Source organism: Desulfoluna sp. CLI2B (genome assembly GCF_056847375.1).
In genome coordinates, this window is the sequence record NZ_CP186557.1 from 1,721,099 (window position 1) to 1,736,313 (window position 15,215).

Here is a 15,215-nt window from a genome sequence, read left to right on the forward strand (position 1 = left end):
CCAGCGCTTTCCGAAATGCGGGATGGACTTTTCAGGGCAAGTCGGGTATATCCATTTTTTGCCGCCTGTAAAAAAACGACAGGCGGCAGGTGAACAAAGTTCTGTGTGTTTATGTAGGTATTTTTGTGTATTTTGTGACCATTGGTCGTTTCGGAGGGAATTATGATTAAGGAAAGAGTCGAAGACGGAATTGTCATTATCACCCTGTCCCATGGTGCCACCAACTCCATTACCCTTGACACCCTGCGCCAGATGGATGCCATCGTCAAAAAGGTCAACGAAGATGACGCCTTGAAGGGCATTGTCCTGACCGGGGATGGCCGCTTTTTCTCCAGCGGGTTCCACCTCCCCGATTTCATCGGGTTTCAGTCCCACGAAGAGGCCGTGGCCTGGTTCGAGGAGGAGGAGGAGCTTCTCACCAATTTCTTCACCTGCGAAAAGCCCGTGGTCTCCGCCATCAACGGCCACTGCGCCGCCGCCGGCCTCATCTGGTCCTTTGCCGCCGACTACCGCCTGGTCAAGAACCATCCCAAGATTCGCATGGGCATGAGCGAGATCAAGATCGGCCTGCCCCTGTCCATTGCCCAGTACCACGTGGTCCGCTTTGGTCTCAACGACGACCGCACCTACCGCAACGTCATGTTCTTCGGTGAGATGGTGGGCGTGGAGAAGGCCCTTGAGATCGGCATGGTGGACGAGATCGTGGAAGAGGATCAGCTGGTGGAACGCGCCAAGCAGATCGTCACCTCCTGGATCGACACCCCCAACCGGCCCTTCCTGGTCATGAAGAAGATGATGCGTCAGGACACCGCCGACAGCATCCGCAGCCGCCTGGCCAGCGAGCCCTGGCGAGCCGGTTTCGACATCTTCACCAAGCCGGAAGTGCGCGGCACCCTTGAATTCGTTCAGTCCATGATGGACGGCAAGAACTGATTCCTGGGGACGGCGGGGAAAACATGGGCACCCCTTGCAGGCGCCGTGATTTTTTCCGCTGCCCTCTGCCACACGGATGGGAATAGACAAGATTGACTCAAGGCGAGGGCTTCGAAGCCCTCGCCATGCCGGGCAACGGGTCGCTGTCACCTGCCTTTGGCATGGCGCCATGGCCTTCACAGGGGCTGGCCGCCCATTGCCTGACCGACCGTTTTTTCCCGGGCCCGACATCAAGGTGCGAGATGCGTGAGGTTGAACCCGGAAAGGCGTTTGTGTTGCGTGACCACGCAAGGCTCATAGCGCGTAAGTATGTGTCGGCTGTGCTCACGGTGACCGTCATCGTGATGCTCAGCACCATGATGGGGTTTGGGGAGGGCTTTGCCACCAATTTCATCATCGGGCAGTGCGTGGGGACCTGTGCCTTCGCCTTTACCTTCACCGCCCTGGTGTGCCTCCGGTGGAAGGGCCCCCTGGCTCAGATGACTGGGGCTGCCCTTGCCATGGCGGCCGGTGCCTGCACCGGCATCATCCTGGGGGCGTTTTTTTCGGGAAAGGATCTGTTTTTCTACCTCCCGGAGAGGAGCGAACTCATCGTCCAGGTGGTGATCTTAACCGTCATGGGCGGCTCCCTGTTCCGGTTTATCCTCAACTCCCAGGAAAAGATCAGGCAGGCGGGGGAGCGGATCCAGCGGGAGAAGATCAAGCGCCTCACCATCGAGAAAAAGGTGGTGGAGACCAACCTGCGCATGCTCCAGGCTCAGATCGAACCCCACTTTCTCTTCAACACCCTCTCCAATATATTGAGCCTTCTGGACACCGATGTGGACCGTGGCAAGGTGATGATCAGCGATCTCATTGCCTACCTGCGCATCTCCCTGTGCACGAGCCGGGAGGAGATGGCCACCATCGGCCAGGAGATGGAGATGATCCGGGCGTATCTGGACATCTTCAAGATCAGGATGGGGGAACGGCTCTCCTACGAGATTGACGTCCCCGATTCCCTGAGGTGCATCCCCTTTCCCCCCATGCTGATTCAGCCCCTGGTGGAAAACGCCGTCCGGCACGGTCTGGAGCCACGCATCGAAGGGGGGGATATCCGTGTCACCGCCTCGCATCGCCCGGGGGCCCTGCGCATCGACGTGGCCGATTCCGGCCTGGGGTTCCACGAAGGCAGCCACTGGGGAGTGGGTCTTACCAATATCAAGGAACGGCTCGACACCCTCTACGACGGCAAGGCCAGCCTTCGCCTGGGGGAACAGGCCCAACGGATTTCTGGCCACCATTGAGGTGCCCCATGGGACAGGTTAAAGCCATCATCGCAGACGACGAGGAGCAGCTCGTCATCTATCTGGAGTCCATGCTTTCCCGGATCTGGCCGGAGCTGAAGATCTGCGGCAGGGCCGGAAACGGCCGGGACGCCCTTGCGCTCATCGAAGCCCACGCCCCGGATATTGCCTTTCTCGACATCAAGATGCCCGGCCTCACCGGCATGGAGGTGGCGGCGCGGTGCGGTGGCTCCACCCGGGTGGTGTTCATCACGGCCTTTAATCAGTATGCGGTGGATGCCTTTGAAAGCGGGGCCATGGATTACCTTCTAAAGCCCGTCACCAATGCCCGCCTGGAAAAAACCGTCACCCGCCTGAAAAAACGGGTGGCCAAGACGCCGCCCCCTGCCGAACTCACGGCGGCCATCGAAGAGGTGATCCGGGCCGTGGGCCGGTCGGCCCCCGCACCCTGCCTGAAGTGGATCAAGGCCCAGCATCGGGACAGCATCCGCCTGATTTATGTCAATGACGTGATCTACTTCAAGTCCAGCGCCAAATACACCTCCGTGCTCACCGCCGAAGGGGAGTCCCTTATCAAAAAGCCCATCAAGGAGTTGAGCGAGGAGCTGGATCCCGAGACCTTCTGGCGCATTCATCGCGGCACCATCATCAATGCCGGGTGCATCGACAAGATCAGTCACTCCCTCACCGGCCGCCTTGCCGTCAAGCTGAAGGGCTCTTCAGAAATCCTCACCGTCAGTCGCAGCTATTCCCACTTATTCAAGCAGATGTAGCAGGGGCCTCTCCTGATTCGGCACTGCTTTAAAGAGGTGCCGCGCAATGGATCTGTTTCTTTCCTTCTCTATGACAATGCGCCGAAGTTGGTTTGTTTTTCCAAATGAATAACGGTGAATGTAAATTCATTGTGGCTGCATGATAAACATCGTTTGTCATAATATACAGTCGGCTGTCAGAGTATACGACCATTCGTCGCTTTCCATTTCCCAGCCCCTTCTCTCCCTCCGTAGGATCCAAAAACCGTGTGAACTGTTTTTACTCGCCTATCATGATTGTCAACAAAATATACACGTAGGAGGGATTTATGGTTAGAAAGATCAGTAAAGCTGCGGTTATCGGTTCTGGTATCATGGGCGGCGGAATTGCCGCACTCCTCGCCGGTGCCGGGGTGAAGGTCCTGCTCCTGGACATCGTTCCCTTTGACCTTTCGGATGAAGAGAAAAACGATCCCGCAGCCCGTAACCGCATTGTCAAGGCGGGCATGGACGGTGCCCTGGCGGCTCAGCCCCCGCTTTTCTACAACAAGAAAGACGCAGGGCTCATCGAGATCGGTAACCTCACCGACGACTTCGACAAACTGGCTGATTGCGACTGGATTTGTGAAGTGGTCGTGGAGAACCTGAAGATCAAGCAGGAGCTTTTCAAGCGCATCGAGGGCATCCGAAAGCCCTCCTGCATCGTGAGCTCCAACACCTCGGGCATCCCTCAAGGCGATCAGCCAGGGCCTGAGCCCCGAGTTCAAGACCGACTTTCTCGGCACCGGTTCCAACCCCGTTCGCTGGATGCATCTTCTGGAGCTGATCCCCGGGGAAGAGACCGCCCCCGAGGTGCTCCGCTTTATGGAGCGTTTCGGTGAGATCAACCTTGGCAAAGGCATTGTCTGGGCCAAGGACACCCCCAACTTCATCGGCAACCGCATCGGCATCCAGGGCATGGGCAAGATCATGCAGGAGGTGGTGAAGCAGGGGTTGACGCTGGCCGAGGTGGACGCCCTGTTCGGTCCGGCCATGGGCCGGCCCTCCAGCGCCATCTTCGGCACCGCCGACCTGGTGGGCCTGGATACCATGGCCCATGTCATGGAAAACTCCTATGACCTCTGCCCCGACGACGAAGAGCGTCAGACCCACGTGCTCCCCGAGTTCGTCACCACCATGGTGGAGAAGGGCTGGCTGGGGAACAAGACCAGGGGCGGCTTCTTCAAGAAAGAGAAGAACGCCGACGGCAAAAAGGTCAAGCTGATGCTCGATCCGGCCACCTGCGAGTACGTAGAATTCGTCAAGGCTGACTTTCCCTGCCTCACCGCGGCCAAGGCAGCGTCCACCCCTGCTGAAAAGATCAAAGCCGTTGTTTACGGCGACGACAAGGGCGCTAAGTTTGCCTGGGACTGCTCGGCCAACGGCCTCATCTACGCCGCCAACCGGATCCCGGAGATTGCCGCCTCCGTGGTGGAGATCGACAACGCCATGAAGTGGGGCTACGCCGTTGAAACCGGCCCCTTTGAGACCTGGGACCTGGTGGGTGTCAAAGAGTCCGTTGCCCGTATGGAAAAAGACGGCCTGCCCGTTCCTGAGAAGGTCAAGGCCATGCTGGCCGCAGGCAACGACTCCTTCTACAAGGTGGAAAACGGGCGCCAGTATTTCTACGACTTTGCCACCGAGAGCTACCAGCCCGTGAAGCTCAGCGAAACGGCCCTTTCCCTTGCCACCTGCAAGGCCGACGGCAAGGTGGTCAAGAGCTGCCCGTCCGTCTCCCTGGTGGACATCGGCGACGACGTCTTCTGTGTGGAGTTCACCACCAAGATGAACGCCCTGAACCGTGAGATCATCGAGTTCATGGGTGAAATCAAGGAGTTTGCCCAGGAGAACGCGGCAGGCATCGTCATCGGCAACCAGGCCGGCGGCATGCCCGGGGCTTTTTCCGCCGGTGCCGACCTCGACTACGTCCTGGGGCTTTGCAAAGGCAAGAAATTCGCGGAAATGGACGAGTTTCTCACCCTGGCCCAGAACGGCATCAAGGAGATCCGGTATGCCAACGTTCCGGTGGTGGCGGCTCCCTACGGCATGACTCTGGGCGGTGGCTGCGAGGTGTGCATCGGCGCGGCCGACAAGATCGTGGGTGCCGCAGACCTCATGATGGGCCTCGTGGAGATGGGCGTGGGGCTCCTGCCCGCAGGCGGCGGTTGCACCAACCTCTGGAAGAAGTTTGTTTTTGCCCTGCCCGATCCCGTTCAGAAAGACACGGATCTCTCCAAACTTTTCGTGCCGGTCTTCATGGCCATCGGCATGGCCAAGTACTCCATGAGCGCCAAACAGTCCTTCAGCCTCGGCCACATGCATCCCTGGGCAGACCGCATCGTCATGAACCGCGACCTGCTCATCGGCGAGGCCAAAAAAGAGGTCCTGGCCATGGTGGATGCCGGGTACGCACCGCCCGTGAAGAAGCCCGTTCCCGTTATGGGTGAGGCCGGTACCGGCATGATCCACGCCCAGATCTACAACATGCTGAAGGGCGGTTTCCTGAGCGAGCACGACGCTCTCATCGCCACCCGCATCGCAACGGTCATCTCCGGCGGCTCCGTCAAGGAGGGCACGGCCATCGACGAAGACGTCATGTACAAGCTGGAGCGGGAAGCCTTTATCGACTTTGCCCAGGAAGAAAAAACCATCGCCCGTATCGAGCACATGCTCAAGAAAGGCGCTCCCCTGCGCAACTAAGGGGACCCTTGGCGTGCGCTTTAAGCGCAGCCTGCGTGAAGCGACCAAGTAGATGAAAAAAAACGACACCAGGTAAGGAGTGACATATGCGCGAAGTTTATATCGTTGAATCCGTACGAACCCCCGGATGCAAAAACAAGAGAGGGCAGTTCAAGGAGACCCGTCCCGAAGACCTCCTCTCCTTTATCATGAAGGCCTGTGTGGAGAGGGCCGGCGTCGACCCCAAGGAGATCGACGACGTCATGTGCGGGTGCGCCTTTCCCGAAGCGGAGCAGGGGCTCAACATCGGCCGCGTGGCCAACCAGATGGCCGGATTCCCCGAGTCGGTCTCCGGGGCCACCGTCAACCGGTTCTGTTCCTCGGGCATCGAGGCCATCGCCCTGGCCCATTTACGCATCGCCGCCGGGTGGTCCGAGGTGACCCTGGGGGCCGGTATCGAGTCCATGACCTACGTTCCCATGGGGGGCAACAAACCGCGCCCCCACGCCGAGTTTGCCGCCACCAATCCCGAGATGTACATCTCCATGGGCGTGACGGCCGAGAACGTGGCCGATCGTTACGGCATCACCCGACAGGAGTGTGACGAGTTTGCCGTACGGTCTGTATCCAAGGCTGCCAAGGCCCAGGAGGAAGGGTGGTTCACTGAGATCGTCCCCACCCCGGCCTACAACTTTGTGCTTGGCGAAAACGGGACCTATGAGAAGAAAGAGTTCATCGTGGACAAAGACGATGGTGTCCGTGCCGGTACCACTGTAGAGGGCATCGCCCGTTTGAACAGCCCCTTCAAGGCCGGTGGGGTGGCCACGGCGGCCAACTCTTCCCAGACCACGGACGGCGCTGCCGCCACCCTCCTTGCCAGCAAGGAGGCCTGCGAAAAGTTCGGCTTGAAACCCCTGGCCAGGCTCGTGGGCTACGCCGTTGCCGGGTGCAAGTCCGATGAGATGGGGGTCGGCCCCAAGTACGCCATTCCCAAGGTTCTGGAGCAGACCGGCTTCACCCTGGACGACATCGACGTCATTGAGCTCAACGAGGCCTTTGCCACCCAGTCCCTTCACTGCATCAAGGAGCTGGGCCTCGACGAATCCAAGATCAACCTCAACGGCGGCGCCATTGCCCTGGGCCACCCCCTGGGCTGCACCGGCGCCAAGCTCACCGCCACCCTGCTGGCCAACATGAAGCGGGTGGGGGCCAAGCGCGGCATTGTCTCCATGTGCATCGGAGGCGGCATGGGCGCTGCCGGTGTGTTTGAACTTGTCTAGACTGTTGTGTCCGCCTCGGCGGGCATGAAAGGGCTTCTACGAAGATGCGGAAAGGGGCCGGACACCTCTTTCCGCATCTTTTTGGTTCCTTAAGACCGAAGCCCGGTCTGGCAAGGGACCGGAACGCCATGGACAGGAAACATCACGGATTCCTTCCGCGCATATATTCAAAAGCCTGATTCCCTTCTGTGTGTATGTGGATTTTTCTTAACATGGTGCTTCGGTCCGTTTTTTTGCTCAAGGTTCTATGATTCCCTGCGGTTGGAGAGGGCTTGGGTTTGCTTCCAATGCACGTGCTTTGCTCATAAACCGATGCCGGTGAGGTGTCTGGACGCTGTTTTTACTTGTCGGATGCTCTTTTTTTTGATTGTGTATTACGCATGTGTAATAAAATAGGCTAAGGGCTAAGGGCTAAGGGCTAAGGGCTAAGGGCTAAGGAGAGAGAGATGGGCGAGTGGAAGAAGACGGGGTGTGTGTTGTGTGCGCAGAACTGCGGGCTTGAGGTGCAGACCGAGGGGCATCGCATTGTGAAGGTCCGTGCCGACAAGGAGAACGTGAGGAGCCGGGGGTACATGTGCCGGAAGGGTGCCAACGTGGCCTTTCACCAGAACCACGAGGGGCGGTTGACCCAGCCCCTGAAGCGCACAGAAAACGGGTTTCAGGAGATCTCCTGGGAGCAGGCGTTTTCCGAGATCGGCTCCAGGCTCCGGGGGATCGTGGACGAGCATGGGCCAAAGTCTTACGCGTACATGGGGGGAGGGGGGCAGGGCTGCCATTTTGAGGCGGCCTTCGGCATGACCCTCATGAAGGCTGTGGGTTCCAAGTTTTCCTACAACGCCCTGGGCCAGGAGCTCACCGGATATTTTTGGGCCTGCGGTCGCATGATGGGGCGCCAGAACCGTTTTGCTATTCCCGATGAGCATCATGCAGAGATGATCCTGGGCATCGGCTGGAACGGCATGGAGAGTCACCAGATGCCCAGGGCTCCTCTGGTGCTGAAGGAGTTTTCAAAGAACCCGGACAAGTTTTTGGCCATTATCGATCCCCGGAAATCCGAGACAGCCCGGGTTGCCAACCTGCATATCCCGGTGCGGCCCGGCACCGATGCCCTGCTGGCCAGGGCCATGATAGCCATCATTCTGGAGAAGGGATGGGAAAAACGCGATTACCTTGATGCGTATTGCACAGGTTTTGCCGACATCGAGCCCTGGTTCCGCGGATTCGATATCAACGGGGCCCTTGCCGTGTGCGAGGTCTCCTATGATGATGTCCTTGCCCTGTGCGAAAAACTGGCGACCCTGAAGTGGTGCATGCACTTTGACCTGGGGGTTTACATGAACCGCCACAGCACCCTCACCAGCTACCTTTACATGCTCCTGGCGGCTGTGTGCGGCCGATGCGGGGTGGCAGGCGGCAACGTCATTCCGGGTACCATCGTGCCTTTGGGCAGCCACACCGACGAGCGGGACGAAAAGAACTGGCGCACCGTGGAGACCGGGTTCCCCGCTTTGAATGGGGCCTACCCTCCCAACGTCATGCCCGAGGAGATCCTTTCGGATCATCCCGAGCGACTCCGGGCGGTGCTCTGTTCCGGGTCCAACCCCCTGAGGAGCTATGCGGACACCACGGCCTACGAAGAGGCTTTCAAAAAGCTCGACCTGCTGGTGGTCTCGGAGCTTGCCATGACGGAGACGGCCGAGCTGGCCCATTACGTGCTTCCGGCCAAGAGCGGTTACGAGTCCTACGATGGCACCTTTTTTCCCTGGAACTATCCGGAAGTCTATTTTCAGATGCGTCCCCCCGTGGTGACGGCCAAGGGGGACCCCAAGGAGGTTGGGGAGATCTACACCGGCATCGCCGAGGCTGCCGGGTACATTCCCGAGATCCCTGCCTATGTGTACAAGGCGGCCAAAAAAGACCGGAAAACCTTTGCCGCGGCTCTGTTCAGTTTTGCTTCCAAAAACAATAAAGCCATGAAGGTGCTCCCCTTTGTGCTGGCCAAAACCTTAGGGAAAGAGCTGGGTTCAGCCAACCTGGCGGCCCTCTGGGGGATCACCCTGGCCATGCCCAAGACCAACCGGAAGAACGCGGCCCGGGCCGGGTTTGGCCTGCCCAAAGCCTGGCAGACCGCCTTGAACCCTGTCAATTTCGCAAAGGCCCTTGCAGGCATGGTGCGGTATCGCGCCTTGGCCCCGGTGGCCCTTCTGACCCCGCAGATTGCCCAGAGTGAGGCGGTGTTCCAGGCCATTGTCGATCACCCCGGCGGCCTGTGGGTGGGCAAGATGGATCTGGACGGGAATCTGGCCGAGATCCGGCACCCTGACGGGAAGATGCATCTCCATGTCCCGGAAATGGATTCGTGGGTGAAGACCGTCACCCCCGAGGCCGAGGCCGCAGCCCTTGAAAGAACGAAGGAGGCCCCCCTTGTGCTCATGGCCGGGCGGCACACCTCAAACAACAGCAACACCCTCATGCGCGATCCCGCCTGGAACGAGGGAAGGCGCCCCTGCACGCTGGCCATGCATCCGGCGGATGCTGAGCGGTTCAACCTGACGGACGGCCAGATGGTGACGATCACCACCGAGGCGGCCTCCGAGGTGATTGAACTGGAGATCACCGACCACATGCGCGAAGGCCAGGTGGCCATTCCCCATGGGTTCGGCCTTGTGCACAACGGAGAGGCCTTTGGTGTGAATGTCAACCGCCTCACCAAGAATACCCACAGGGATTCCTTTGCCGCAACACCCCTGCACCGCTACGTGCCTTGCAGGGTGGAGGCTGTGTAGGAAAAAATCTGGCCTTGAGTCTGTACGAGGTAGGTAGTATACAAAAGATGCTTTTTTATGTCTCTGGCCTACCTTGGTGACTCTGTGGATGATTCTAATTCCTGTTCTGATGAGAGGTTTTTTATGACAATTCGTGGGTATTCGTTTGACGGGTATGTGGATGAGGTGAAGGCATTTCACGGTCATGTGGCCCCGGGGATGGTGGCCGGCGGCTTTATGGTGGAGCTGGCTTTGTCCCGCCTGCCGGACGGCGGGCTCTACGATGCGGTGAGCGAGACCCGGGCCTGTATTCCGGACGCGGTTCAGCTCCTCACCCCCTGCACCATCGGCAACGGATGGCTCAAGATTGTCCCCACCGGGCGTTTCGCCCTTTCGCTTTACGACAAGCATACCGGCAAGGGTGTGCGGGTGGCCCCCGATTACGATATCCTGGATCAGTGGCCCCAGTTTAAGGCCTGGCTGCTCAAGCTGGTGCCCAAAAGAGAGCAGGACACCCCTGCGTTGATGAATGAGATCAGGGAAGGGGGCATCTCCCTGTTTACCTGTGAGCCTGTTTCCCTGGACCCCTCGTTTCTGGGCGGCAAGAAAAAGCACGTGAGCCATATCCACCGCTGCTCCCTTTGCGGCGAGGGGTTCCGCTCTGTTGACCGGGCCGAGATCTGTCCGGCCTGTTCCGGGGAAGCGACCCTTTATGTCCGCAGCACCGAAGATGAGGTGACCCTGACCTCCACTGCCCTGGAAGAGGCCGTGGGCGGCCACGCCCTCCACGACATGACCCTCATCGTACCGCGTAAGCAAAAAGGGCCGGCCATCGTCAAGGGACAGCGCATCACCGATGCCGACGTGGAGGTCCTGAAGCGCATGGGAAAAAACAGGGTCTACCTCGAAGAGCAGAATCATCGGGAGAGCCTTGTCCACGAAGACGATGTGGCCATTGCCTTCGGCGATACCCTGGGCGGGGAGGGGGCGGTGGTTGCCGGGCCGCCCAAAGAGGGAAAAGTGGAGTTCCGTGCGGCGCATGACGGCCTGTTCTATGTCGATACCCAGCGGGTCAACAGGCTCAACTCCATGGCCAACGTGATTCTGTCCACCCTCCCTTCATGCACGCCTGTTTCCGGGGGACAGCTCCTTGCCGGGACCCGGGCCGTTCCCCTGTTTCTGTCTCGGCCCGAGTTTGCCCGGTGCATGGCCCTTGCCCATACGCCGCTATTTCATGTGGCTCCCTACATCATCCGTGAGGCAGGGGTCATTGTCACAGGCACCGAGGTCTACGAAGGCCGCATAAAGGACGGGTTCCTTCCCTACGTGGAGTCCATCCTCGGAACCTACGGGGCCGGTGTTGCCGCGTCTGCCTTTGTGCCCGATGAGCCTGCCCGGCTCGCCGCCGAGGTGACCCGTATGGCAGGGGAGGGGATCAAACTCATCATCACCACGGGCGGACTTTCCGTGGACCCTGACGATGTCACCCAGCGTGGCCTGGAAAAGGCGGGCGTCACCGTCACCTCTTCACGGTCTCCCGTTCTCCCTGGGGCCATGACGCTCCTTGGGAGCCTGGGGGATACCGCCGTGGTGGGAGTCCCCGCAGGGGCGCTGGCCTCGGAAAAGACAGCATTTGATCTGGTGCTGCCGCGGCTTTTGGCCGGCATGGACGTCACGCCCGAGGATGTGTACGCCATGGGGGTTGGCGGGCTGCTTGTCGGCGCATAACCAGAGAGTCGTCAAGCCGTTACCGAATCGGCCGTAAATCGACCCGTGGGGCGTCTGCATTATAATGATGACAGACGCTATGGCTGAACGCCTTCTTTTTTCTGATGCTCTTCACGTATTGACATGAACATGACCTGGACCCACCATCCCATGCCCGGCGGCGTGACCATAGAGGCCGCATGGAGCCCCTGCAGCACGCCGCAGCCCAAAGGATGTGTTGTGCTCTGGCCCTGCATGGGGGGCGATTGCCGCATGTATGCCATGCCCGTGGAGACCTTTGCGTCAGCGGGTTGGCATGTGCTTTTCTACAACCCGCGAGGCCATGGCGGGTCCACGGGGTATCTTTCCGTTGAAACGGCAGGGGAGGATTTGAAGCGCCTCCTGGACCGTTTTGATCTTTCCGGGCTGCCCCTCACCGCCATGGGGCACTCCGGCGCCTGTGCCGCATGGCTCAAGGCCTCGGCTGCCGGCCTCTCGGTGAAAGAATTTTTCTTTACGGCTCCGGTGCTCAATTCCCGCAGGTCCCTGTTTTACATGTACGAGACCGGGACCATCGGGGAGTTTGTCTTCGTAACCTCCCGTCTTGCCGCCGATCCTGCCCATTTCAAACGCATCCTAGCCGACACTGCCTGGCTGGACCCTAAGTATTGGCATGCACACAACTTGGAGCATGTCTTAAACGGGGGCAACGGCTCTTTTCCCATGGGCAGTTTCCTCCGTGAGCTTTTTATCCCCGGGGTCGATGCCATGCCAGAGCTGGAATGCCGGGAAGCTGATGTGACCATTTTTTTCCCGGCTCGGGACAACTGGTATCCCCACAGGGAAACCCTCGACGGGTGTTCGGAAAGGCTGACCGCCGTTGAGGTCCCTGATGCCGGGGATCATTACTTCTCAGGTGCGTGGTCGGCCGTGTGGTCGGAGACCGCACATCGGATGGCGATTCCGGCGGCCGGTTTCCTGTGAATAGGTTTTATCGCTTGAATAATGGCGATGTATTGCGTATATTTACAGAGTATTAGTGAAGGCCGTGTTGGTTTGTTTTACCCCTTTTTTTACCTGCGGGATGTCGTGTGGAATGCTGCCACACCCGCGGGTAGGTTTCCATCAAGCCGCCATGGACTCCCTCTCCATTTGGGGGGATGACCGGCAACGTCTTTCTGGTTCTGTCCATTCCATTGTCCGATACCTCTTTCTGTAGCCATTTCCATGGCTGGATCGTATCCCTGCGATCAGCACGAATGTATTCCCGATAAATCATCAACAAAGCGTTTGGCTCCCCACTTTATTGTGCGGGCGCCGGTTCAGGCGGACCGTGTCCGATTGCATGGCAATACCGATTGCTCAGTGTGCCTAAGGGGCTGATCATGGGATGCTCTGCTCCTCGGCCAATACGCGAGATTGTTTATTTGAATCCATCATTTCCTCAGAGGTGACGCTATGAAAATTATGGGATGGCTATGGGTGGGTATTGGGTTGTTGTTTCTTTCGGCACAGGCGGCCTTTGGCGGGGGGGTCTGGCTTTATGAGGCCGGGACACCGGATATGGGCACGGCCCAGGCCGGTCGCGCGGCCCTGGCAAATGATGCCTCCACGGCAAGTTTTAACCCGGCCGGCATGTCCCGCCTCGATCGGTCCCAGCTCATGCTCGCCCTGGTGGGACTGGAGGTCAAAGCCAAGTTTTCTTCGTATGAGTCGAGCAAGGGCGGGGGGGACGGCGGCGATGCCGGGGAGTTTGTTCCGATTTTTGGTTTTAATTACGTGCACAAGCTCAACGACGATGTCAGCCTGGGCATTTCCACCGGGTCCTACTTCGGCCTGGGGCTGGATTACGGTGCCAACTGGGCCGGGCGTTACTTTATCCAGGAGGCTGAACTCATCACCTATGCGGTCAACCCCGGGGTCTCTTACCGGGTCAATGATATGCTGTCCGTGGGGTTCGGCATCAGCCTGGTCTACGGAGAGCTGGACCAGAAGGTGGCCCTGGCCAATCTAGAGCCCGGAGCGGATGGCCAGCTGAGTATTGAGGAAGACGACACCGAATTTGGCTTCAACCTGGGCGTTCTCGTGGAGCCCATGGATAAGCTCCGCCTTGGGCTGACCTACCGTTCGGAGGTGGAGATGGAGTTCAAGGATTCTGCGACGTTGACCAATGTGGGACCGGGGTTGCAGGCGCTGCTGGAAAGCCTGGGGCTCGTTGGGAGCACCGTGGATCTGGGGTTGAATATTCCCCAGGCGATCATGGCCAGCGGGGTGTTTGAGCTTTCGGAGCAATGGGCAATTATGGCCAACGTCGGCTGGCAGGACTGGAGCGCCTTCGGACAGCAGACCCTGACGTTTCGTTCGAACACGTCCACGAGCCTGACCCAGGACCATGATTATGACGACACCTGGCACTTTGCCCTGGGTGCCCAGTACCGTTTTGACGACCCCTGGCTCTGGTCCTTTGGCATGGCCTACGACACCTCGCCCCTGGACAGAACCACACGAACACCGGATACCCCGCTGGATCGCCAGGTACGGATCGGTACCGGGATTCAGTATGATATCAACGCAGACATGACCGTGGGGGCGGCCTATGAGTTCATTGATGCGGGGGCGGCCAATATTGATCTTGAGAGCGAGCCCCTGCGCGGCACCCTTCGGGGTGATTACGCCACCAATGAGATCCATGCCTTTGCCGTGAATTTTAATTACAAGTTTTAAAAAGAGACCGGTCCTCCACAGAGGCGTCGAGGACCGGTGCCCGGACTCGGGAAAAGAGGCGGGATCAGAGCTGCGCTTCGGATGGCAGCTGGGGGGCGTTGCCATGGGCCGAAAAGGTGTCCATGGCAAACAGGGCCCTTTCCGACGGCGTGCGTTGGGTGTGGCGTTCACCGTCAATGCAGGTGACCCTGGGCTGGATACCGGTGCCGTTGGCAATCTGGATGGCAAGGCCGGGCCTGGCATTCAATTCCAGGATCATGGGGCCTTTGGTGCTGTCCAGTACAATGTCCACACCGAGGTACCCCAGGTCGGTGATGTCGTAACACCGGGCTGCCAGCTCTGCAAATTTGGGCCAGTCCGGCACAACAAAGGTGGAGAGGTCTTTGCCCGTGTCCGGGTGGTGAGTGAGGGGGCGGCCGAATTGAACCGCTTTCAGGGCCTTGCCTGTCCCGATATCGATGCCCACCCCCACGGCCCCCTGGTGAAGGTTGGCCTTGCCGTCCGATGCTGCGGTGGAGAGACGGGTCATGGCCATCACAGGGTATCCTTTGTACACAATGACGCGAATGTCGGGAACTCCCTGGTAGGAAAACCCGTCAAAGGCAGTGGAGAACTCCACCATCTCTTCGATCATGGCCACATCATTGCTGCCGCCCAGGCTGAAAAGGCCGCTCAAGGTGTTGGATGCGTGACGTTTGACCTCGGTAAGGGTAACAAGACCGCCGCCGGGTTTCAGGAAATCCCGCCCCTGGCGGCCGCTGATGACGAGGATCCCCTTCCCGCCGCTTCCCCTGGCCGGTTTGATCACAAAGGCCGGGCACCCTTCCAGAAAATCTTCCAGTTCCCCCACATTACCCTGGGTTTTGATCACGCCGAGGAGCTTCGGTGCTGAGATACCCGCCTTTTCCAGGATGATTTTGGTCCTGAGCTTGTCGTCCACGAGGGGGTAGAGCCGCCTGGGGTTGTTCTGGGCGATCATCACCACGTTGCGGCGATTCATGCCCACAATGCCCGCCTTTTTCAGCTTTGAAGGAGAGGTGAAGAACATGG

11 protein-coding genes are annotated in these 15,215 nt (G+C 59.1%); 10 read left to right on the forward strand and 1 reads right to left on the reverse strand.

From position 1 onward, the window contains the following. Positions 1-162 precede the first annotated feature (162 nt). From ACOYW2_RS08370 to ACOYW2_RS08415, 10 genes are all read left to right on the forward strand, one after another. On the forward strand, positions 163-933 hold the full coding sequence (locus ACOYW2_RS08370; RefSeq protein ID WP_180141041.1) for an enoyl-CoA hydratase/isomerase family protein: 771 nt from the start codon (positions 163-165) through the stop codon (positions 931-933). Between the two features lie 242 nt (positions 934-1,175). Then, a complete protein-coding gene (locus tag ACOYW2_RS08375; protein WP_482770095.1) occupies positions 1,176-2,219 on the forward strand; it encodes a sensor histidine kinase in 1,044 nt (347 codons plus the stop codon). Between the two features lie 8 nt (positions 2,220-2,227). Continuing rightward, positions 2,228-2,992, forward strand: coding sequence for a LytR/AlgR family response regulator transcription factor (locus tag ACOYW2_RS08380; RefSeq protein WP_482416667.1), 765 nt, complete (start codon positions 2,228-2,230; stop codon positions 2,990-2,992). A gap of 308 nt (positions 2,993-3,300) precedes the next feature. Continuing rightward, positions 3,301-3,852, forward strand: coding sequence for a 3-hydroxyacyl-CoA dehydrogenase NAD-binding domain-containing protein (locus ACOYW2_RS08385; protein ID WP_482770096.1), 552 nt, complete (start codon positions 3,301-3,303; stop codon positions 3,850-3,852). Beyond that, positions 3,779-5,710 (forward strand): 3-hydroxyacyl-CoA dehydrogenase/enoyl-CoA hydratase family protein, encoded by a 1,932-nt coding sequence (locus tag ACOYW2_RS08390; RefSeq protein WP_482770097.1) that lies wholly within the window; start codon positions 3,779-3,781, stop codon positions 5,708-5,710. The genes ACOYW2_RS08385 and ACOYW2_RS08390 overlap by 74 nt, the downstream gene beginning before the upstream one ends. A gap of 86 nt (positions 5,711-5,796) precedes the next feature. Beyond that, positions 5,797-6,969: a thiolase family protein gene (locus ACOYW2_RS08395; protein WP_482416665.1), complete on the forward strand. Its 1,173-nt coding sequence runs from the start codon at positions 5,797-5,799 to the stop codon at positions 6,967-6,969. A gap of 446 nt (positions 6,970-7,415) precedes the next feature. Next, positions 7,416-9,755 (forward strand): molybdopterin-dependent oxidoreductase, encoded by a 2,340-nt coding sequence (locus ACOYW2_RS08400; RefSeq protein WP_482770098.1) that lies wholly within the window; start codon positions 7,416-7,418, stop codon positions 9,753-9,755. 123 nt (positions 9,756-9,878) lie between these two features. Further along, positions 9,879-11,462, forward strand: a complete 1,584-nt coding sequence (locus ACOYW2_RS08405; protein WP_482770099.1) for an FmdE family protein — start codon at positions 9,879-9,881, stop codon at positions 11,460-11,462. A 129-nt stretch (positions 11,463-11,591) separates the two neighbouring features. Beyond that, entirely contained in the window at positions 11,592-12,425 is an 834-nt protein-coding gene (locus ACOYW2_RS08410; protein ID WP_482770100.1) for an alpha/beta hydrolase, read from the forward strand. 474 nt (positions 12,426-12,899) lie between these two features. Then, positions 12,900-14,165: an OmpP1/FadL family transporter gene (locus ACOYW2_RS08415; RefSeq protein ID WP_482770101.1), complete on the forward strand. Its 1,266-nt coding sequence runs from the start codon at positions 12,900-12,902 to the stop codon at positions 14,163-14,165. Between the two features lie 64 nt (positions 14,166-14,229). Here ACOYW2_RS08415 and ACOYW2_RS08420 read toward each other — a convergent pair whose 3' ends face one another. After that, the gene (locus tag ACOYW2_RS08420; protein WP_482770102.1) at positions 14,230-15,213 is read right to left on the reverse strand and encodes an alpha-L-glutamate ligase-like protein; all 984 of its coding nucleotides are present in this window, start codon (positions 15,211-15,213) and stop codon (positions 14,230-14,232) included. Positions 15,214-15,215 lie beyond the last annotated feature (2 nt).